17 protein-coding genes are annotated in these 20893 nt (G+C 44.3%); 8 read left to right on the top strand and 9 right to left on the bottom strand.

Annotated features, from left to right (window positions below; translation table 11 throughout):
• Nucleotides 1-21: 21 nt before the first annotated feature.
• The 6 genes from EO130_RS01725 to EO130_RS01750 all read left to right on the top strand — a co-directional run bounded on the left by EO130_RS01725 (nucleotide 22) and on the right by EO130_RS01750 (nucleotide 6222).
• Nucleotides 22-594, top strand: a complete 573-nt coding sequence (locus EO130_RS01725) for a DUF4126 domain-containing protein (RefSeq protein ID WP_127139804.1) — start codon at nucleotides 22-24, stop codon at nucleotides 592-594.
• Between the two features lie 42 nt (nucleotides 595-636).
• Complete coding sequence (kdsB, locus tag EO130_RS01730; RefSeq protein WP_206513114.1) at nucleotides 637-1350, top strand: 3-deoxy-manno-octulosonate cytidylyltransferase; 714 nt, start codon at nucleotides 637-639, stop codon at nucleotides 1348-1350.
• Nucleotides 1341-2045, top strand: a complete 705-nt coding sequence (locus EO130_RS01735; RefSeq protein WP_127139806.1) for an HAD family hydrolase — start codon at nucleotides 1341-1343, stop codon at nucleotides 2043-2045. The genes kdsB and EO130_RS01735 overlap by 10 nt, the downstream gene beginning before the upstream one ends.
• The gene (locus EO130_RS01740) at nucleotides 2046-3176 is read left to right on the top strand and encodes an iron-containing alcohol dehydrogenase family protein (protein WP_127139807.1); all 1131 of its coding nucleotides are present in this window, start codon (nucleotides 2046-2048) and stop codon (nucleotides 3174-3176) included.
• 33 nt (nucleotides 3177-3209) lie between these two features.
• Nucleotides 3210-3752: a 1-acyl-sn-glycerol-3-phosphate acyltransferase gene (locus EO130_RS01745; protein WP_127139808.1), complete on the top strand. Its 543-nt coding sequence runs from the start codon at nucleotides 3210-3212 to the stop codon at nucleotides 3750-3752.
• Nucleotides 3753-4101: 349 nt separating this feature from the next.
• Nucleotides 4102-6222 (top strand): M28 family peptidase, encoded by a 2121-nt coding sequence (locus tag EO130_RS01750; protein WP_127139809.1) that lies wholly within the window; start codon nucleotides 4102-4104, stop codon nucleotides 6220-6222.
• 180 nt (nucleotides 6223-6402) lie between these two features.
• Here the strand turns inward: EO130_RS01750 and EO130_RS01755 are convergent, their stop codons facing one another.
• The 4 genes from EO130_RS01755 to gcvT form a co-directional block, all read right to left on the bottom strand.
• Complete coding sequence (locus EO130_RS01755) at nucleotides 6403-7113, bottom strand: YebC/PmpR family DNA-binding transcriptional regulator (RefSeq protein WP_127139810.1); 711 nt, start codon at nucleotides 7111-7113, stop codon at nucleotides 6403-6405.
• Between the two features lie 64 nt (nucleotides 7114-7177).
• The gene (locus EO130_RS01760; protein WP_127139811.1) at nucleotides 7178-7465 is read right to left on the bottom strand and encodes a 4a-hydroxytetrahydrobiopterin dehydratase; all 288 of its coding nucleotides are present in this window, start codon (nucleotides 7463-7465) and stop codon (nucleotides 7178-7180) included.
• A 47-nt stretch (nucleotides 7466-7512) separates the two neighbouring features.
• A complete protein-coding gene (locus EO130_RS01765; protein WP_127139812.1) occupies nucleotides 7513-8331 on the bottom strand; it encodes a sugar nucleotide-binding protein in 819 nt (272 codons plus the stop codon).
• A 7-nt stretch (nucleotides 8332-8338) separates the two neighbouring features.
• A complete protein-coding gene (gcvT, locus tag EO130_RS01770; protein WP_127139813.1) occupies nucleotides 8339-9427 on the bottom strand; it encodes a glycine cleavage system aminomethyltransferase GcvT in 1089 nt (362 codons plus the stop codon).
• 141 nt (nucleotides 9428-9568) lie between these two features.
• Here gcvT and EO130_RS01775 point away from each other — a divergent pair, with 141 nt between their 5' ends.
• Nucleotides 9569-11185 carry an aminopeptidase P family protein gene (locus EO130_RS01775; protein ID WP_127139814.1) on the top strand — a complete coding sequence of 539 codons (1617 nt, stop codon included), beginning with the start codon at nucleotides 9569-9571 and terminating at the stop codon, nucleotides 11183-11185.
• Here EO130_RS01775 and thrC read toward each other — a convergent pair.
• The 3 genes from thrC to thrA are packed head-to-tail and all read right to left on the bottom strand — an operon-like array spanning nucleotide 11182 to nucleotide 15854.
• Nucleotides 11182-12477, bottom strand: coding sequence for a threonine synthase (thrC, locus tag EO130_RS01780; RefSeq protein WP_127139815.1), 1296 nt, complete (start codon nucleotides 12475-12477; stop codon nucleotides 11182-11184). The two genes, EO130_RS01775 and thrC, sit on opposite strands and share 4 nt — an antisense overlap.
• A 5-nt stretch (nucleotides 12478-12482) precedes the next feature.
• Nucleotides 12483-13406 carry a homoserine kinase gene (locus EO130_RS01785; protein WP_127139816.1) on the bottom strand — a complete coding sequence of 308 codons (924 nt, stop codon included), beginning with the start codon at nucleotides 13404-13406 and terminating at the stop codon, nucleotides 12483-12485.
• Nucleotides 13407-13409: 3 nt separating this feature from the next.
• The gene (gene thrA, locus EO130_RS01790; protein WP_127139817.1) at nucleotides 13410-15854 is read right to left on the bottom strand and encodes a bifunctional aspartate kinase/homoserine dehydrogenase I; all 2445 of its coding nucleotides are present in this window, start codon (nucleotides 15852-15854) and stop codon (nucleotides 13410-13412) included.
• Nucleotides 15855-16109: 255 nt separating this feature from the next.
• On the opposite strand from thrA, the gene EO130_RS01795 reads away from it, so the two are divergent.
• A complete protein-coding gene (locus tag EO130_RS01795) occupies nucleotides 16110-17645 on the top strand; it encodes an NAD(P)H-hydrate dehydratase (RefSeq protein WP_127139818.1) in 1536 nt (511 codons plus the stop codon).
• Nucleotides 17646-17648: 3 nt separating this feature from the next.
• Here EO130_RS01795 and EO130_RS01800 read toward each other — a convergent pair whose 3' ends face one another.
• Together EO130_RS01800 and EO130_RS01805 are read right to left on the bottom strand one after the other, a co-directional pair.
• Nucleotides 17649-18068, bottom strand: a complete 420-nt coding sequence (locus EO130_RS01800) for an STAS/SEC14 domain-containing protein (RefSeq protein ID WP_127139819.1) — start codon at nucleotides 18066-18068, stop codon at nucleotides 17649-17651.
• Between the two features lie 164 nt (nucleotides 18069-18232).
• Nucleotides 18233-20788, bottom strand: coding sequence for an ATP-dependent Clp protease ATP-binding subunit (locus EO130_RS01805; RefSeq protein WP_127139820.1), 2556 nt, complete (start codon nucleotides 20786-20788; stop codon nucleotides 18233-18235).
• Nucleotides 20789-20893 lie beyond the last annotated feature (105 nt).

Here is a 20893-nt window from a genome sequence, read left to right on the forward strand (position 1 = left end):
AAGGCTAATTTAGACATCGACATGAACATTGAACCAGACACCATAATAAGTTTATTCCTAGGAATTGGGTTGGCCGCCTCCGCCGGTTTTCGTGTTTTTTTACCCCTTTTTGCGCTTAGTTTTGCGGCATATTTGGGGGTATGGGAACTGAACGATAATTGGCAATGGATAGGTAGTCTTACCGCTCTCATCACCTTGGGAATCGCCACGGTGGTTGAAATCTTTGCGTATTTCATACCTTGGGTAGACAATGCCCTGGATACCATAGCCCTACCTTTAGCTGGGATAGCGGGTACCGCCGCAGTGGTCTCCACGGCAAGCAATATGGATCCGGTTATTACATGGTCCTTGGCCATTATTGCGGGTGGAGGAACCGCTACGGCCATCAAAGGTGCGAATGCAACAGGGAGGTTGGCTTCAACAGGGGCTACAGGTGGATTGGCAAACCCATTGGTGTCGACCGTTGAAACAGGAGCAGCCGTTGCCGTGAGTACCGCCTCCATTTTAGTGCCACCCATTGCTGCGATATTGGTCATCATCATTTTGCTGATCATCTTTAGGATCTACCGAAAAATTCGACCCAAAGCCAAATAAAACCTTGTTCAAACCAAAAACTAAAAAGTGAAGATAATTTCCATGATTCCCGCCCGCTATCAAGCCTCGCGCTTTCCTGCCAAATTAATGCAGGACCTCGGAGGGAAGCCCGTTATTGTAAGGACCTACGAAGCTGCAGTCAATACCGGACTGTTCGACGAAGTATTTGTGGTGACCGATAGTACAGTGATTGCAGAAGTCATCCAGAACATTGGCGGAAAGGTCATCATGAGCAAGAGAACGCATGAAAGCGGCAGTGATAGAATCGCCGAAGCTGTGGAAGATATGGATGTGGATGTGGTGATCAATGTGCAAGGGGATGAGCCCTTTATTGATGCCGATAGTTTGGGCAAAATCATCACGGTGTTTAAAAATGATACTGAGCAAGAAATTGATTTGGGTTCGTTGATGACTCCGATTAGCGATTGGGACGAAATCTCTAACCCCAATACTGTAAAGGTCGTTGTGGACAATCAGGGTTTTGCATTGTATTTTTCACGTTCCCCGATTCCTTATCCACGTGACGAGAAGGTTGATGCCACCTATTACAAACATAAAGGCGTCTATGTGTTCAGAAAAAGGGCGTTGATGGATTTTCAAAAATTGCCCATGTTACCTTTGGAGGCCAAGGAAAAAATAGAGGCCATACGCTTTTTGGAGTATGGCAAAAAAATAAAAATGGTAGAGACCCATGTCACCGGTATCGAAATTGATACGCCAGAAGACTTGGAACGTGCACGAAAAGTATGGAAGTAGATTTCAGCAACATAAAAACCATTGGCTTTGATGCAGACGATACCCTTTGGGTCAACGAGACCTATTTTAGGGATACCGAAGAAAAGTTCGCGGAATTACTGGAAGGGTATGAAACCAAGAACAAGATAGACCAAGAGCTATTTAAAATGGAAATGGCCAATCTGGACAGTTATGGATATGGTATCAAGGGATTTATGCTTTCCATGATTGAATCCGCATTGGACCTTTCCAATAATAAGGTCCCACAAGAGACCATTGCACAGATTTTGGAACTTGGTAAAAAAATGATCACGCATCCCGTGGAGCTGCTCGATGGGGTAGAGGAAGTGCTTTCCAAACTATCAGGAAAATACAGGTTGATCGTGCTAACCAAAGGTGATCTTTTAGATCAGGAACGAAAGTTGGAAAGATCGGGACTTTCCCAATACTTTCATCATGTAGAGGTATTGAGCGATAAAAAGGAAAGCAATTACAAAAACCTGCTGGACCACTTGAACATCGATGTCAAGGAATTTTTGATGATAGGAAACTCCCTAAAGTCGGATGTATTGCCTATCTTGAATATTGGAGCGCAAGCGGTACATGTGCCCTTTCATACCACTTGGGCCCATGAGATGGTATCGGAAGACGAAATGGTCAACAATCACTTGAAATTGAATCGTCTAAGAGATATTTTGAAGTATTTGGACAACTAAATGAAGATAGCGAATAATTTGAAGAAACAAGAAGAAATAGCCTCCACCCATAGAACTGCCTATAAAAACTTCCCCATGGTTCCCAGGGTAATTTTTGGGTCAGGATGTTTTTCGCAATTGGGAGAGATACTATTGCCCCAACGGAAAAGTTCGGAGGCACCCTTTATATTTTTGGTGGATGATTATTTTGAGAACGCCGAGTTTATGGCCAAAGTGCCCCTCATGTTCAACGACGAAATCATATTCATCTCGGCGGAAGAGGAACCCAAAACGGCCCAGGTAGATGCTTTGGTGGCGCAGATACGCGAAAAGTATAGCGAGATGCCCTCAGGAATCATCGGAATAGGTGGCGGCACACTACTCGATTTGGCGAAGGCGGTATCCATACTGTTGAACAATAAGGGATTGGCCAAAGACTACCAGGGGTGGGATTTGGTGAACAAGCCAGCGCTGTATCATATGGGCATTCCCACCATAAGTGGCACAGGCGCGGAGGTTTCAAGGACCACGGTACTCTTGGGGCCCGAAAAAAAATTGGGAATCAATTCCGACTTCACTCCTTTTGACCAAGTACTGTTAGACCCTGATTTCAGTGAAACCGTACCCAAGGAACAATGGTTCTATACGGGAATGGACTGCTATATACATTGCGTGGAATCGTTGACCGGTACTTATTTGAATGCTTTTAGCCAGAGTTATGGTGAAAAAGCCATGGAATTGTGCAAGGAGGTCTTTCTGGAAGATATACCGGCCGAGGAATCCCGGGATAAATTAATGATGGCCTCTTGGCATGGGGGAATGAGTATTGCCTATTCGCAGGTAGGTGTGGCACATGCCATGAGCTATGGATTGTCCTATTTATTGGGCATAAAACATGGTATAGGCAATTGCTTGGTGTTCCAACATTTGGAAGAATTTTATCCCGATGGTGTGGCACTCTTCAAAAAAATGATGGAGAAACATAGCATTTCTTTGCCCAAAGGTATCTGTGCCGATTTGACCCAAAACGACTTTGATGTAATGGTCAATGTTTCGATGGGATTGGAGCCACTTTGGGAAAATGCATTGGGAAAAGATTGGAAAACCAAAATGACACCTGAACGGCTTAAGGCTTTGTTCGAAAAAATATAAGGTTCGCTCCTTGAAGAACGAATCCTCCGAATCATGCGATCAGTAGCAAAGTTTATTTATTTTAAACTATTGGGTTGGAAACTCAATGGGCAATTTCCGAAATTGGATCAATGTGTGGTCATTGTAATTCCCCATACCCATTGGTTGGACTTTTTTCTGGGCCTGTTGATTCGAAAAGTCATCAAGGAGGAAATTAATTACATTGGAAAAAAGAGTCTTTTCAAGCCTCCGTTTGGATGGTTTTTTCGTTGGACGGGAGGTGCACCCGTAGATCGTTCCAAAAGTTCCAATACGGTGGACAATATCGTTCAAATCTTCAAAGAGCGAAAAGTATTCCGATTGGCTCTGGCACCCGAAGGTACCCGTAAAAAGGTAACCCAATTACGAACTGGATTTTACCATATTGCCCAAAAGGCCAATGTGCCCATAGTGATGGTGGCTTTCGATTTTGGCAAGAAAGAAATCAAAATTGGCGAACCATTTTGGGTAACCGATGATCAGGAAAGTGATTTTGCAAAGATACACGACTTCTATACTGGCGTAAAAGGCAAGATTCCAGCGTATAGCTTCCCCTGATATGTTAAGGGCAACGATGGTCCACAAGATTTTCTGCCTAAAACCAAACCACCTTTTCATTATCTCCGTATGTAAAAGTACAGTGACCAATTCGCAGGACTTACCAGAAGTGTATTGTTTGCCTTTCACCGGGAAAGTCTTACTATGAATTAGTGGTTTACATTGTTTTAGGTTAGGTTAATTAGGTGTCTTAAGGATCTACAGTCAGTAGGTCCTTTTGATTTTTTAGAGGGATTGTCCCAGCTAGAAACCATCCAAGCATTTTTTCAAAATCAATTTATCCCCAATGCATGGCAGATTTTTGAGCATTTTAAACCCTATATTTAGGCAACCAAAACTAACTCAAATTATGAAGCTCAACAATTCAAGAAAAAAATGGGGGTATCTCATTGCCCTTGTAGGTTTAATGTACACTTCCATATTATCCGCACAAGATTGGAACGGGTATACCCCTTCTTCCATGGAAAAACAAGCCCAAACAGAGGCTACCTTTCTGAAAAGCGTGGATTTTCCAAAATATAGGGAGCACCTTCAAAAACTCACGGAAAAACCCCATGTGGCGGGAACTGTTGCCAACGAAGAAGTGGCCAGATATATGGCGACCGTAATGGAAAATGCCGGGATGGAGGTAGATTTCTATCCGTATGATATCTACATGTCCACCTCTGGAGGAAAATCCTCAGTAGAATTGGTTACGCCTTACCGCAGGCCGCTTAATCAACAGGAAAATATTTTGGATGAAGACCGATTTTCTTCTGACCCTACCTTGGAGAAAGGCTGGAACGCCTACTCTGGAAGCGGTGATGTTACCGCTACTGTTGTATATGCCAATTATGGAACCAAGGAAGACTTTGAACGCCTTGCGGAATTGGGAATCGATGTAAAAGGAAAAATCGTTATTGCCCGTTATGGACGGAATTTTAGGGGATACAAGGCCAAGTTTGCCGAGCAATATGGGGCAGCAGGACTCATTATGTATACCGATCCTGCCGATAGCGGGTACACCAAGGGCTTGGTCTATCCAGAAGGATACACCTATAATGAAAGCGCCATACAACGTGGTTCCGTTCTTACTTTGGACTATCAAGGAGACCCATTGACCCCTTTTGAACCTGCACTTCCCATGGATGGTAAAAAGAAAGTGAAACGAATGGACCCATCCGAAGCAGCCTTGCACACTATTCCTGTGCTTCCTTTGCCCTATGGTTCGGCAGCCGAAATTATTGGAAATATGAAAGGAAAACCGGTCCCGCAAGAATGGCAGGGCGGCTTACCCTATACCTATAGGCTTGAAGGTGGCGACGAATTGACCGTTCGACTATATGTGGACCAACCCAAGGAATTTGTTCGTGTGAGCAATGTGGTGGGAACGTTCAAGGGTACCGAATATCCAGATGAATGGATTATTTTGGGTTGCCATTACGACGCTTGGGCCTTCGGGGCCACCGACCCCAACAGTGGAACGGCCATGCTATTATCCTTGAGCGAAAGTATTGGAAAATTGGTCAAAAGTGGGAATGGTCCCAAAAGATCTATCCTTATTGCACATTGGGATGCAGAGGAGCACGGCGTGATAGGATCATCCGAATGGGTGGAACAGCTAAAGGATGAATTGGGGGCGAAAGCGGTAGCCTACCTAAATTTTGATGGTGGTGTATCTGGAAAGAATTTTGGTGCATCTTCCTCTCCAACCTTGAAACAATTAGTTTCCGAAATGGCCAAACAAGTGGATTATCCCTATTCAGAAAAGTCGCTCTATGATCAGTGGAGGGGAGACAAGGAGGAGCCAACCATTGGAAATTTGGGTGGGGGGTCCGACCATATCGGTTTCTACATGCACGTGGGCGTTCCATCATTGAGTGGGGGAGCCGGAGGCCCTACCTTGTACCACACCAACTACGACAGCTTTCACTTCTACGAAACCTTTGTAGATCCTGAGTTTAAAATGGGAGGCACCATTGAGCAATGGACTGGACTCATGACTTTGCGTATGGCCAATGCTGAATTGATTCCGTATGATGTAGAACGATATGCTGTGGATTTGAAAGAGCACTTTGCCAAGGCTGTGGAAAAAATAAAAGGGTTTTACAACGAGTTTGAAGGTTTTGACCAAGTGGACCAATCCATTGTCACACTGGAAGAGAACACCAAGCTTTTGGATGATGCCTTGGCCAATGCTTTGTCTTCAGGAGCATTATCAAAAAAGGACATCAAGGACATCAACAGGCAATTAATAGCCCTTGAGAAAAGCTTTATCGATGAAAAAGGAATGTATTATGGATCATGGTTTAAATCCCTGTATGCTTCAACAGATCCTTTTAGTGGGTATGCCTCATGGATTTTACCGGGTTTGGAGTATGAAATTTCCTTGAAATCCACAGATAGAATAGAAGAGTGGGACCAACGATATGCTGGAGCCATTTCGTCCTTGGCCGATAAGGTATTGGCTTTGGCCCAAAGTATTCGATAAGAAATAAAACGAGTCAACTAAAAAGGAGGCTGTCTCAAAAGCAGTTTGCTTGTCAGTTCGAGCGCAGTCGAGAACTTAAGACACATTGATAATCAATGGGTTTCGACTGCGCTCAACCTGACAAAGTTCAAATATAATCGCTTTTTAGACAGCCCCTTTTTTATATTGTTGATTTGGTAACTATTCCTTCATAGTGTGGTATACGTTCTGCACATCATCATCCTCTTCAATTTTTTCCAGAAGTTTTTCCACATCGGCAGCTTCCTCTTCGCTGAGCTCCTTGGTTACCTGTGGGATGCGTTCAAAACCTGAAGAGATAATCTCGATTCCCTTGGACTCCAGTTCTTTTTGAATGGCCCCAAAATTCTCGAAAGGCGCATAAATATGGATTCCGTCCTCATCCGTGAACACTTCTTCGGCCCCAAAGTCGATCATCTCCAGTTCCAGTTCCTCTGGGTCTATACCTTCACCATTAATGGTAAAATTACAGGTATGGTCGAACATGAATTCAACCGAACCCGATGTTCCCAAACTCCCATTACATTTGTTGAAATAACTCCGGATGTTGGCCACGGTTCGCGTATTGTTGTCGGTGGCGGTCTCAATCAAAATGGCGATACCATGGGGTGCGTAGCCCTCAAAAAGCACTTCTTTATAATCTCCTTGGTTTTTATCAGAAGCCCTCTTGATAGCACGCTCAATATTGTCTTTGGGCATGTTTACCGCCTTGGCATTCTGAATTACGGCACGGAGCTTTGCATTGGCATCTGGGTCGGGACCACCTTCCTTGACCGCCATTACAATATCCTTTCCAATTCTGGTAAACGCTTTGGACATCGCGGCCCAGCGCTTCATTTTTCGTGCTTTTCTAAATTCGAACGCTCTTCCCATAACATCTTACATTCTGGATGCTGGCAAATTTAACAAAAAATGGACCTTTGTCAAGTCGATAATTTTAACGCTTACCAACAATTTTTTCGATGGATTTTGCCAGGTCGATATCCTTTTGGGTAACACCACCGGCATCGTGTGTGCTTAGTTGAATGTTGAGGCTATTGTACACGTTTTCCCAATTGGGATGGTGGTTTTGTTTTTCACATTCAAAGGCAATGTGTGTCATCACCGAGAAGGCTTCCTTAAAATCCCCAAAAGTGAAGGATTTTTGGATTGTCTCATCTTTTAGGGTCCAACCGGATAGGTCTTTTAGTGCATCTTCAATTTCTTGTGTATGTAGCTTCTTCATAAATATGTTTTTTTATAAGATAATCAAAAGTGGATGGAATGGAAAACTTAGACAGGTAAATGATGGTCGATGATCTCCTGACAGCTGATGCGAAGATTCTTGGGCAGGATGTTGTCCTTAGGTAAAGCAGCCAAATACCGGTCTTCATTGGTAGTGTACACCCTTTTGTACACAGGATGATAATTGCCTAAGTGCGCTATGACCTCTTTGATGAATTCCTCATGCTGGATAAGGTCACTGCTACCCAAGTGATAGATTCCCGTTTTGTTCCTATTGATGAGGTAATGGATTTGTTGCGTAAGCCTATCATCATTGGTCACATTAATGATGAGGTTAGGGAACACCTCAATGGGTTCATTGTTTTCAATACTTTCTTTAATTTCCCGAATTCGGGGAGAAGCATTGCCAAAGACCATGGGCACCCTTAAAATGGCCGTTTTTTCCTTGGGTAACCGCATCATCATATTTTCAATCTTGATTTTTAGCCTACCATATACACTAAGTGATAGTGTTTTGTCATGTTCGTAGGATGGAAATTTGCTGTAGGCATCGAACACATTGGCCGAGGAAATAAAGTAGAGTTTGGCCTTGTTACGAACCAAATACTCCATCAAATGCTGATGCGCCTGAATTTGGGCCGGGAAATTTCCACGAAGTGCCGAGACAATTACGTCCGGGCGTACCTGCTCCAATACCTGAAAAATATCGTCCTCTTCCAGGTCATAGCGTATAAACTGCTTGTTCTTGGCAAACGAACGATTGGAATAGTAGGTACCATAAGTATCAAAATAGGAGCAAAGCTCTTTGTATATGGCATTGCCAACAAATCCGCTTGCTCCCAATATCAATATCTTTTTTTTATCCAAAGGCTAACTAAGTGTTTTTATAGAATGGCAGCTTCACAATGGTTGCAGGAACCTTGTTGATTCGGATTTGAATAAAAATTGGGGAGTCGACCTTGGAATATTCCATGGTGACATAGCCCAAACCGATTCCTTTGGAAAGGGAAGGGGACATGGTACCCGAAGTCACCTTGCCAATTTGATTGCCCTCGCTATCCAGAATCGGATATCCAGCCCTTGGAATCCCCCGTTCCTCCATCTGGAAGGCAACGAGCTTTCTTTTGGATCCATCGGCTTTTTCTTTGGACAAGTTTTCACTATTCACGAATTCCTTGGTGAATTTGGTGATCCAGCCCAACCCAGCTTCAAAAGGGGAGGTGGTATCGTCAATGTCGTTTCCGTAAAGGCAATAGCCCATTTCCAAACGTAGCGTATCCCGTGCCGCCAAACCAATAGGTTTGATTCCAAAGCTGGCTCCGGCCTCCAGTACCTTGTCCCATACCTGCTGTACTTCGGAGTTTTTGCAATAAATCTCAAAACCGCCAGAACCCGTGTAGCCGGTCGCAGAAATGATGACATGCTCGATGCCGGCAAAATCGCCGACCACAAAGCTGTAAAAGTTGATGGAAGCCAAATCGACCGAAGTCAAACTTTGCATCGCCTCCACAGCTTTTGGACCTTGGATGGCCAATAGTGAATAGTCATCAGAAATATTTCTCATGTCGGCCCCAATGGCCTCGTTGTACTTGGAAATATGGTCCCAATCTTTGTCAATGTTGGAAGCATTTACCACCAAAAGATAGGTTTCCTCTTTGATTCGGTAAATGATCAAATCGTCGACAATACCCCCTGTTTCGTTGGGCATGCAACTGTACTGCGCCTTACCTACGGTCAATTTGGAAGCATCGTTGGTCGTCACTTTTTGGATCAATTCCAAAGCCTTGGGCCCTTCGACCAAAAACTCGCCCATGTGCGACACGTCGAACACCCCTACCGCTTTGCGAACAGTTTCATGTTCAATATTGACACCTTCATAAGAAACGGGCATATTGTAACCCGCAAAGGGTACCATTTTGGCTCCCAACGCTTTGTGCGTTTCGGTAAGTGCAGTATTTTTCATTGACTCTAATTTTACGATGGGCAAATTTATAGAATTAATTAAGGATACCCTTATTTTCGGGTATTATGATTTTGCTAAAACTGACTTCATATTGGATATATCGTATGTCCAAAATTTGTATTTTCATCAAAATATGTAATCATGTCAAAAATCAAATGGAGCTTTTTATCGGCTATCTTATTCATGACAGTTGGGATTTCGCAGGATTTACCCACTGATTATCTTCCAGCCGATTTTCATAAGGATAGAAGGGACGCGGTGAAGGCCAAATTGCCGCCCAATACCGCTGTGGTGCTTTTTGCCAATGCAGAACGCAATCGGGCAAATGATGTGGATTATGTGTACCATCAAGATCCAAACTTTTATTATTTGACGGGTTATAAGGAGCCCAATGCGGTACTGATTCTCTTTTCTGAAATGCAGACCGATGCTTCTGGCAATACCTTTGACGAGATTTTTTACGTACAGGAAAGAAATGCTAGGGCCGAGCAATGGACCGGAAAGCGCCTAGGTGTAGAAGGGGCTAAGGAAAAATTGGGATTCAATATGGTGTTCAATGGTAGTGAATTCGAGAACTTTCCCTTGGATTTTACTTTGTTTGACCATGTTTCGTTTGTCGATTTTCAGAATGACTACCGCGATAAACCCGGCACGGCAGATTTGTTCGATTTGGTAAAAACCTTCAAGGTAAAAGCAAACTACCCTGCAGACTATAATCCAATACGGAACCAGTTGTACAAAAGAATAGCTGAGACAAGTGCCACTAATTCAGATGAAGTCGCCGAAACCATCCAAAGGTACATGGAGCGCTACCCGGAATTGCAGGAGGATGACCTGCTCAATGATTTTGTGGAAGCGAATTCTGAAGACATCCGTGACGAAATAAAAAACAAAGTGCTCGTGGTCCAAAGATCGTCCAACTTGGATTCCAGTATTTTGCCCTCTGTGATGGCAGAATTACGTCAGGATAAAACTCCAGAGGAATTGAAGTTGCTCAAAAAAGCTATCGAAATTTCCGCGGTCGGTCAAATAGAGGTGATGAAGGCCATGCACCCTAATATGTCGGAGACCGAAATACAGGGTGTTCACGAATATGTGTACAAAAAGTATGGTGCCGAGTATGAAGGCTATCCCTCCATTGTGGGCGGTGGACACAACGGCTGCATTCTTCATTACATTGAGAACAATAAGACGAAGGTGGGAGATGATTTGGTACTGATGGATTTGGGAGCGGAATATCACGGATATACTGCTGATGTGACCCGTACCATCCCTGCCAACGGCAAATTTTCACCAGAGCAAAAGGCCATCTACGATATCGTCTATGATGCGCAGGAAGCAGGGATCGCCGCAAGTGTGGTCGGCGCATCCTTCGGAGAGCCGCACAAAGCCGCTTTGGAAGTGGTGACCCAAGGCTTGTTGGACCTTGGAATCATTAAGGATGCCAAAGAGGCCCGGACCTACTTTCCACACGGAACTTCCCATTACTTGGGATTGGATGTGCATGATGCAGGTACGTACCAGGCCTTTAAGCCCAACCAAGTAATTACCGTTGAGCCCGGCATTTATATTCCTGAAAACAGTGATTGCGCTGAAAAATGGTGGGGCATTGCCGTGCGAATCGAAGATGATATCCTGATTACGGAGGAAGGGCCTGTCAACCTTTCAGCCATGGCTCCTCGAACCACCGAGGCCATCGAAGAAGTAATGAAACAACCTAGTCCGTTGGACAGTTTTAAACTGCCCAAATTGGATTAATGCAGCAGCAAGTGCTGTTTCAGCTCCTCGTAACTCGCAATTCGATGTGACTTTTTATCCATGTCCATCACTTTCATGATTTGTGGTGGAATTTCTGGACGTACTTCCAATGTGTCTTCGACCACATCCAAAAATTTAACGGGATGCGCCGTTTCCAAGAAAATACCAAAGGTATCGGGCTGGGATTTTTGATATTCCTTTAACCCAAGATACCCCACTGCACCGTGGGGGTCCATTACGTAGCCTGTTTTGGCATATACCTCTTGCATGATTTGTTTGGTTGCCGTATCCGAAAAGGAATAAGAGGAGAGGTTGTTTTGAAGTGTTTCCAGGTTGTTTTGGTATAACTGCCTGATCCGAACAAAATTACTTGGGTCTCCCACATCCATAGCGTTGGAAATGGTCGCTACGGAAGGCATGGGCTCATATACCCCTTTTTTCATGTATTTGGGAACCACGTCGTTTACATTGGTAGATGCCACAAAATGTTTGACGGGCATGCCCAATTTTTGGGCCACCATCCCGGCACAGATATTTCCAAAATTACCCGAAGGCACAGAAAAGACAATATCCTTTCCTTTTGATTTGGCCTGCTTGTAGGCGAACAAGAAATAAAATAGTTGGGGCAGCCAGCGGGCCACATTGATACTATTGGCTGAAGTCAATTTTTTATGGTCAGTGATTTCTGTATCCAAAAACGCTGTCTTCACCATACGCTGGCAATCATCAAAAACACCGTCCACTTCCATGGCCTCGATATTTTGGCCCAGGGTGGTCAGTTGTTTTTCTTGGATTTCACTCACCTTTCCGCTAGGGTAGAGGATAACCACTTTTACCCCATCAATCCCTAAAAAGCCATTGGCAACGGCACCGCCGGTATCTCCAGAAGTAGCGACCAGTACCGTAACATCCTGTTTTTGTCCTTGTGAAAAGTAGCCCAAACAGTTCGCCATAAAACGGGCACCAACGTCCTTAAAGGCCATGGTTGGCCCATGGAAAAGTTCCAAGGCCGCCACATTTTTCTCAATCTCCATTACAGGAAAATCAAAATCCAAGGTGTTGGCTATGATTTCTTTCAGGACTTCATCGGGAATATCGTCGCTCACGAACTGATGAATGGCTTTGAAAGCTATTTCGTGATTGGAAAGCTTTTCAATATTCTCAAAAAAATCGGCATTGAGTGGTGTAATTTTCTCCGGAAAGTATAGCCCCTTGTCGGGTGCAATTCCTGCTATGACCGCCTCTTTGAACGATGCCTGTATGTCCTTATCGTTTAGACTATAAAACTTCATGGGATTTAGGTTATTTTTTTTACACCTTGGCTGTTGACTTTCGAAATATGGATATCGAAATCGATGCCTATGTTTTGATAGGTTTCCTGCATGGACTGGGCCACTTTTTTGGCCATCGCTTCGCCCTTGCTCAAGGCGAAAATCGAGGGTCCAGAGCCCGAAATGCCGCTACCAAGTGCCCCTGCGCTGAGAGCATTGGCCTTGATGTCATCAAAAGCGGGAATCAAAATGGAACGGATGGGCTCCACGATGTGATCGTGCAACGAGCGCCCGATAAGGTCATAGTCATCTTGAAAAAGACCGGCTATAAGTCCACCCAAGTTGCCCCATTGCTGAATGCCCTGCTGCATGGAAATGGTCGTCTTCAAAATTTTTCGTGAGTCCGAGGTTTTGATTTCGATTTGTGGATGAATCACTGTAGCGTACAATTCCGAAGGCGTCGGTATGGGGACAATGTCCAGAGGTTCGTAGCTTCTCACCAATGTAAATCCACCATAAATTGCGGGAGCCACATTATCGGCATGGGCCACATCGCTGGCCAATTTTTCGCCTTGCATGGCAAATTGGACCAGTTCCAGCTTTGAAAAGGGTCTTCCCAAGAGTTCGTTCATGGCCCAAACGGCACCTGCGGAACTGGCTGCACTGCTGCCAATACCACTCCCGGGTTTGATGCGCTTGTCGATTTCAACCTCAAACCCGCCCTCGTAATCACTTTTGTCCAAAAGGGCCAGACCAGCCACCCCCGCAACATTCTGCTCGGCCTCCAAAGGAAGTTCCTGTCCAACAATCTTTGAAATACGAATCCCTTTTTCGGGAATCTTGCGAACCGTCATTTCATCACCCACCCAATCCAACGCCAAACCGAGCACATCGAATCCACAGGATACGTTGGCTATGGTTGCCGGGCAAAATACCTTGATTTCTTCCATGGTTTAAAAATTTCCGATTCGTACAATATCCGCAAAGATACCCGATGCCGTCACATCTGCCCCTGCTCCAGCACCTTTTATGATCAAGGGTTGGTTCACATACCGGTCGGTAAAGAACAATACGATATTGTCACTGCCTTCCAAAGTATAAAAATCATGGTCTTTGGGTATTTCCTGTAGGCCCACTTTGGCCTTACCATCTTCAAACTGCGCCACGTATTTTAGTTTGCAGTCCTTTGCAGCTGCATCTTTGTAGAGTTTCTGAAAATCGTCCTCATATTTTTTCAAACTTTCAAAAAAGGCTTCATTGGAGTTGGCATCCAAACTTTCTTTGGGCAAAAAGGCTTCATTTTCAATGGCATCAATGTCCAATTGATGACCGCTTTCCCGCGCCAGTATCAAAATCTTACGCATCACGTCCACACCGCTCAAATCAATGGTCGGGTCCGGTTCGGTGTAGCCCTGTTCCTGTGCTGCTTTCACCACATCATGAAAGGTGGTGGAATCATTGAAGGTATTAAAGACAAAATTGAGACTGCCCGATAATACTGCCTGTATTTTTCTCACCCTATCACCAGAAGCTATCAAATGCTTTAAGGTGTCGATGATGGGCAATCCGGCACCTACATTGGTCTCAAAGAGGTAAGGGGCGTTGTACTGTTTGGCCAATTGTTTCAGTTCCTTATAATAAGCATAGTCCGAGGAGGAGGCGATTTTGTTGCAGGTGACCACCGAAATACTGTTTTTGAGATAGCTCGCATAGCTTTTGGCAACTTCTTCGCTCGCCGTGTTGTCCACAAAAATACTGTTACGGTAGTTCAAGGTGTTGATGCGGTCGAAAAATTTCTGCTTGTCCGCCGGTTCTCCTTGCTCCAAGATGCTTTCCCAATCTTTTAGGGAAATACCATTTTCATCAAAGGCCATTGTTCTGGAGTTGCTTATTCCAATGACCCGAACATTAAGCTTTAGTTCTTCTTTTAAGTATTTTTTCTGCTGACGGATTTGTGCCAAGAATTTAGAGCCTACGTTGCCAACCCCCATTACAAATAGATTGAGCTGCTTGATGTTTTCTTCGAAAAAGGTCTCATGAAGCGAGTTGAGCGCTTTTTTGACATCCTCTTTTTTGATGACCGCCGAAATATTCCGCTCGGACGCTCCCTGTGCAATGGCCCGAATGTTTACGTTGTTTTTGCCCAGCGTACTGAACATTTTACCGCTCAATCCTTGATGGCTTTTCATATTGTCACCGACCAAAGCTACGATGGTAAGATCTTTTTCAACGATGACCGGCTTTATCTTTTTAGTAGAAATTTCGAACTCAAAGGTTTCGTTTACTGCCTCTGCTGCAACATCCACATCTTGGTCGGCAATACCTACGCAGATGGAATGCTCGGATGAGGCTTGGGTAATCAGGACAATGCTGATGTTCTTGACCGATAGGGTCTCAAAAAAGCGTTTGGATATGCCGGGAATCCCTATCATTCCTGGACCTTCAAGGGATAATAGGCTGATATTGCCCACGTGACTGATGCCACGCACCGTTTTGCCGTTTCCATTGGTATTTTTCGCTACTAAAGTGCCCGGATTTTCAGGGTCGAAGGTGTTTTTGATAGCAATCGGGATCTCTTTGCCCAACACAGGTTGAATGGTTGGTGGATAGAGTACCTTAGCTCCAAAATGGGAAAGTTCCATAGCCTCTTGATAGCTGATGTGGGCCACGCACTTCGCCTGTTTTACCAATTTTGGGTTGGCCGTGTACATTCCGCTTACATCGGTCCATATTTCCAGCATATCAGCATCAACTGCGGCAGCAATGATGGCAGCGGTATAATCGGAACCTCCCCTGCCCAAAGTGGTCAAATCCCCACTTTTACTGGAAGCGACAAAGCCGGGCAGTAGGGTGATTTGATGTTTGGACGTTTCAAAATAGGCCTTAAAATTGGCATTGGTGGTCGCAAAGTCCACATTGGCCTTTCCAAACTGATTGTCGGTAATAATGAGTTCCCTGCTATCTTTAAAGGCTACGTCCAAACCTTCGGACTTTAAAAATTCACTGATAATGAACGAGGAAAGCAGTTCTCCATAGCTCACGATTTTATCGGAAAGCTTTGGAGTGATTTCGCCAATCAGGAAAGAACCTTCCAGAAGGGTTTCCAATACATTTAGTTCGCTTTTCACTTTGCTCAGGGCCGCACTTTGGGATTTGACGGGAATCAGTTTGCGAATGGCGGATATGTGTCGGTCCTCAATCTCCTGGAGACTGTTTTTATAGTTGATGTCCTGTTGGGCAGCTGCTTGTGATGCAGTAAGAAGCACATCTGTCACTCCTCCAAAGGCGGAAACGACTACGGCAATTTGTTGCTCGTTCTGTTGAGCCAAGATAGACTTGACCTTATGGATGTTTTCTGGATTGGCTACGGAAGTGCCTCCAAATTTTAAGACTTTCATAAAAAGGGTATTGAAAAAAGTTGTAAACAGATTAAAAAACGGACGGATTGATATATAGCAGACTTACCCCAAAGGGGTGGTAATGGTAATAGTGAAGATAGATGAACAGGTATTCATCAAATTCCAGTTGTTATCCGTTTGTTTTATCTCCATTGCTCACAAATGAGGTGATAAATGTAGTATTTTTGATAACCGCATCAAATCGTATGTGTTGGTTTTGCGAAATCTGTATTAATACGCCATATTTTTTGCCGAATGAAAATTTTTTCTGCCGATCAAATCTATCAAGCTGATAAATCCACAATTGAAAAGGAACAGATAAAGAGCGAAGAGCTTATGGAACGGGCTGCAGACCAGCTCTTTGAGTGGATGCATTCCCGTTTGCGGGGCACACAAGTAAAGATTCAATTGTTTTGCGGTATTGGTAACAATGGTGGCGACGGTTTGGTGCTGGCCAGAAAGTTGCAACAACATGGGTATTCGATAAAAGTGCACGTGGTCAACTATAGCGATAAGCGTTCGGAGGATTTTTTGTTCAACCTGAAGCGATTAAAGGAAAGCAAGGTATGGCCCAATGTGATTGCCGAGGAAAGTGATCTTCCCGAACTATCTGCCAACGATATTATTGTGGACGCGATTTTTGGTATTGGTATCAACCGGGTACCGGATGATTGGGTAGGTCGTTTAATAGCACATATCAATGCTTCCCAAGCTTTTGTTCTGTCGGTCGATGTGCCCTCGGGATTGCCTATGGATAAGGCTCCATGGAACCCTGAATACGTGATTCAGGCGAGTTATGTGCTCAGTTTTCAATTTCCGAAGCTGGTGTTCTTTTTACCTGAGACAGGCGTGTATCTCAATCAATGGGAGATTTTGGATATAGGTCTAGATCCCGAATACATTGCCAAGACCGAAACTGCTTTTGAACTGATCGGCAGACCGGAAGTGTTGCCCCTATACCGTCCCCGATTGAAATTTTCGCACAAGGGAAACTATGGTCATTCGGTCATGATAGGGGGGAGCTACGGTAAAATCGGTGCCGTACAATTGGCCAGCAACGCCTGTTTGAGTGTTGGTAGCGGCTTGGTTACGGCATTTGTGCCCAAATGTGGCTATGATTCCCTACAAACTGCAGTTCCAGAGCTCATGGTGTTGACGGGCTCCCGTGACAAGTATATTTCAGATATTGATATTCCGTTTGAAGCCTCTGTCATTGGTGTGGGAATGGGAATGGGAATGGATGATGATACGGTTTCCGCCTTTGGTACTTTTTTAAAGGGTTCTGATGTGCCCATGGTGATTGATGCTGATGGATTGAATATTTTATCCCAAAACCCGGACATGCTAAACGATGTACCAAAAATGTCGGTGTTAACACCCCATCCGAAAGAGTTGGCCCGCTTAATGGGCTATTGGAATTCGGATTTTGAAAAACTGGAAAAAGCTATGGCTTTCTCGGCAAAGTACGACGTGGTACTTGTACTTAAAGGGGCACATACGATTACCGTATATAAGGATAAAGGCTATGTGAACACTACTGGAAATCCAGGTATGGCTACCGCGGGTTCTGGTGATGTGCTCACCGGAATGATCACAGGTCTAATGGCACAAGGATACGAACCTTTAGAAGCTGCGATGTTTGGTGTTTACCTGCACGGTTTGGCGGGTGATTTGGCGGTATCGGTAAGGGGATATGAGGCTATGAAGGCGTCTCATCTTGTGGAATATATCGGTAACGCTTACACGGAACTTCTTCGTCAACCTGAGATGGAGCAGAGGGATAATGCTTGAGGATTAAGCGCTGTTTCTCCCATTTTTGAGCCCTAGCCGTTTTTGCACCCAAGCAAGAGCATTGTCAAACTCGATGAAAAATTCCATAGGTTTTTTGTAGAACATTTTTTCTATGTTGAAATTGTGCATATCAATTTCCTTCTTGGAAACAATGGCAAATGCCTTGAGGTTATCCAACCCTCTTAAATAATTGTACACAGTGGGGTCTATTGCATAGGAATTCTTTCTAAGGCTGATGTAGCCAAAGTCCTTGTCCCTAAAGTGTATTTCCGAAATCCCAATGATTTGATAGGTCCTCTCTAATGTTATAGTAGCACCTTCATCAAAAGAAGCGACCATGTAGTTTTCAAAGACCTGCACGGTTCCCACCTCCAGCCGATACTCGCGTACCACCACAGTCTTCTTATTAGAAGTTATTTTCATCCCCAAGCGTAATTATAGTGTCTCGCTTACGAAAGTATGTGGGGATCACACTTAACGAAAAAATAATAGATTAAACGCTAAAATATCGTATGTACGGTAATTACGGGCATAAAAAAAAGCTGACGACTGTCAGCTTTCTTTTTTGTGATTGTCTCATCTTGAGGTTACTTTTCTGCCTCAGGAGATTTCTCCGCTTTTTTTATTTCAATGGTGAGTTCTTCTTTTTTCTCGTCGAGTTCCATAAAAATACTATCACCTTCTTCCAATTTGGAGTTTACGATTTCCTCTGCAAGGGCGTCCTCAATATACTTTTGGATGGCTCTTTTTAGAGGTCGTGCACCATATTGTTTATCAAAACCTTTGTCGGCAATGTAATCCTTGGCCTCATCGGATAGGTGCAAATCGTAACCAATATCCTTGATGCGACTGTACAGCTTATTGAGCTCGATATCGATAATTTTATGGATATCCTCACGCTCTAAAGGATTAAAGACCACAACATCGTCTATCCTGTTCAAAAACTCTGGTGCGAAAGCCTTTTTAAGGGCGTTTTCGATAACACTTTTCTGGTGGGTATCGGCCTGAGCTTTTTTGGCAGCTGTTCCGAAGCCAACACCTTGACCGAAATCCTTCAACTGTCTGGCTCCAATATTGGATGTCATGATGATGATGGTATTCCTAAAGTCGATTTTACGCCCAAGGCTATCCGTTAGGAATCCATCGTCCAATACTTGCAACAGCATATTGAAAACATCGGGGTGTGCTTTTTCCACCTCATCCAGCAGCACTACGGAATACGGCTTGCGACGTACTTTTTCCGTCAATTGTCCGCCTTCTTCATAACCTACGTACCCGGGAGGTGCACCAACCAATCGGGATATGGCAAATTTCTCCATGTATTCGCTCATATCGATTCGGATAAGGGCATCTTCGGAATCAAAGAGTTCCTTGGCCAAAATTTTGGCCAGTTGGGTCTTTCCTACACCGGTCTGTCCCAAGAAAATGAATGACCCAATGGGTTTGTTCGGGTCTTTGAGCCCCGCTCTATTTCGTTGTATCGCCCGGGCCACTTTGGATACGGCTTCATCCTGCCCAATGACAAAACCTTTGATCAGGTTCGGTAACTCGGCAAGTTTGTTGCTTTCCGTTTGTGCTATTCTATTCACGGGGATTCCGCTCATCATGGAAACTACATCGGCAACATTGTCCTCAGTAACGGTTTCGCGATGCAATTTGCTCTCTTCTTCCCAGCGTTCTTGGGCGGTGGCCAATTCTTTTTCAAGACGCTTTTCGTCGTCCCTTAGCTTGGCTGCTTCTTCGTATTTCTGTTTTTTGACGACACTGTTCTTCAGTTCGCGCACATCTTCCAATTGGCTTTCCAGTTCCAGGATTTGCTTTGGAACATCCATATTTACGATGTGTACACGGGAACCAGCTTCATCCAAGGCATCAATAGCCTTGTCCGGCAGAAAACGGTCGGTCATGTATCTATTGGTCAATTTTACACAGGCCAAGATGGCTTCATCCGTATAATTGACGTTATGGTGCTCTTCGTACTTGCCTTTGATGTTCATCAAAATTTCGATGGTTTCCTCTACCGTGGTAGGTTCTACCATGACCTTTTGGAAACGTCGCTCTAGGGCACCGTCTTTTTCGATGTACTGTCTGTATTCATCCAGTGTAGTGGCACCTATACATTGAATTTCACCTCTTGCCAATGCCGGCTTGAACATGTTGGAGGCATCTAGGCTCCCTGTTGCGCCACCTGCACCTACAATGGTGTGGATCTCATCTATGAAAAGAATGATATCATCGTTCTTCTCCAGTTCGTTCATCACGGCTTTCATCCGCTCCTCGAACTGTCCACGATATTTTGTTCCTGCGACCAGAGAGGCTAAATCCAAGGTCACAACTCTTTTGTTGTAGAGGATTCTGGAAACTTTCTTGTTGATGATGCGCAGCGCCAATCCCTCGGCGATTGCACTTTTACCCACTCCGGGCTCACCTATAAGCAGTGGATTGTTTTTTTTGCGTCTGCTCAATATTTGGGAAACACGCTCAATTTCCTTTTCTCTACCCACTACGGGGTCCAATTTGTTTTCCTCGGCCAAACGTGTAAGGTCCCGTCCAAAGTTGTCCAAAACAGGGGTCTTGGACTTTTTGCTTCCTTTTTGTGAAGCACCGGAGCCGAAGGAACTTTCTTTGCTATCTCCCATATCATCTGTATCCCCTGGGAAAGATTCCGCTTGGGGTGTATCTATATAATCATCATCGCTGGTAATCATGGATTTGAACTGTTCCTTGACATTGTCGTAATCCACTTTCAGTTTATGCAACAGCTTGGTTGTTGGATCGTTCTCGTTCCTAAGGATACAGAGCAACAAATGCGCTGTATTAATGGAAGAACTTTGGAAAAGCTTCGCTTCCAAAAAGGTGGTCTTCAATGCCCGTTCCGCTTGGCGGGTCAGGTGAAGATTCTTTTTGTCCTTCTGCATCGTTCCTGTATTAGGATTGGCAGGACTCAGTATTTCCACCTTTCTGCGCAGGTGGTCCAAGTCCACATCGAGTGCGTCCAATATATTTATGGCTTTGCCATTTCCGTCTCTTAAAAGACCAAGCATCAGGTGTTCTGTGCCAATAAAATCATGGCCCAGTCTGAGAGCTTCCTCTTTGCTGTATGCTATAACGTCCTTTACGCGGGGGGAAAAATTATCGTCCATACGTTTCTCTTTCAGCAATTAAAATTAATAAAAGTATTGTTATGGTGGTCAAATACCATACCCTTATTCGATAAAGTAATGGTAAATGTCGGAATAATTAATGTT

The sequence above is a fragment of the Flagellimonas marinaquae genome, assembly GCF_003992675.1.
Lineage (GTDB): Bacteria > Bacteroidota > Bacteroidia > Flavobacteriales > Flavobacteriaceae > Flagellimonas > Flagellimonas marinaquae.

What these genes read in the sequence shown, in the direction of transcription:
- EO130_RS01795 (WP_127139818.1), top strand. Translation starts at nt 16,110, where the DNA reads ATGAAAATTTTTTCTGCCGATCAAATCTATCAAGCTGATAAATCCACA.
- EO130_RS01785 (WP_127139816.1), bottom strand. Translation starts at nt 13,406, where the DNA reads ATGGAAGAAATCAAGGTATTTTGCCCGGCAACCATAGCCAACGTATCC.
- EO130_RS01755 (WP_127139810.1), bottom strand. Translation starts at nt 7,113, where the DNA reads ATGGGAAGAGCGTTCGAATTTAGAAAAGCACGAAAAATGAAGCGCTGG.
- EO130_RS01735 (WP_127139806.1), top strand. Translation starts at nt 1,341, where the DNA reads ATGGAAGTAGATTTCAGCAACATAAAAACCATTGGCTTTGATGCAGAC.
- gcvT (WP_127139813.1), bottom strand. Translation starts at nt 9,427, where the DNA reads ATGAAAAATACTGCACTTACCGAAACGCACAAAGCGTTGGGAGCCAAA.
- EO130_RS01805 (WP_127139820.1), bottom strand. Translation starts at nt 20,788, where the DNA reads ATGGACGATAATTTTTCCCCCCGCGTAAAGGACGTTATAGCATACAGC.
- EO130_RS01725 (WP_127139804.1), top strand. Translation starts at nt 22, where the DNA reads ATGAACATTGAACCAGACACCATAATAAGTTTATTCCTAGGAATTGGG.
- EO130_RS01750 (WP_127139809.1), top strand. Translation starts at nt 4,102, where the DNA reads ATGAAGCTCAACAATTCAAGAAAAAAATGGGGGTATCTCATTGCCCTT.
- thrA (WP_127139817.1), bottom strand. Translation starts at nt 15,854, where the DNA reads ATGAAAGTCTTAAAATTTGGAGGCACTTCCGTAGCCAATCCAGAAAAC.
- EO130_RS01775 (WP_127139814.1), top strand. Translation starts at nt 9,569, where the DNA reads ATGTCAAAAATCAAATGGAGCTTTTTATCGGCTATCTTATTCATGACA.
- kdsB (WP_206513114.1), top strand. Translation starts at nt 637, where the DNA reads ATGATTCCCGCCCGCTATCAAGCCTCGCGCTTTCCTGCCAAATTAATG.
- EO130_RS01745 (WP_127139808.1), top strand. Translation starts at nt 3,210, where the DNA reads ATGCGATCAGTAGCAAAGTTTATTTATTTTAAACTATTGGGTTGGAAA.
- thrC (WP_127139815.1), bottom strand. Translation starts at nt 12,477, where the DNA reads ATGAAGTTTTATAGTCTAAACGATAAGGACATACAGGCATCGTTCAAA.
- EO130_RS01760 (WP_127139811.1), bottom strand. Translation starts at nt 7,465, where the DNA reads ATGAAGAAGCTACATACACAAGAAATTGAAGATGCACTAAAAGACCTA.
- EO130_RS01740 (WP_127139807.1), top strand. Translation starts at nt 2,046, where the DNA reads ATGAAGATAGCGAATAATTTGAAGAAACAAGAAGAAATAGCCTCCACC.
- EO130_RS01800 (WP_127139819.1), bottom strand. Translation starts at nt 18,068, where the DNA reads ATGAAAATAACTTCTAATAAGAAGACTGTGGTGGTACGCGAGTATCGG.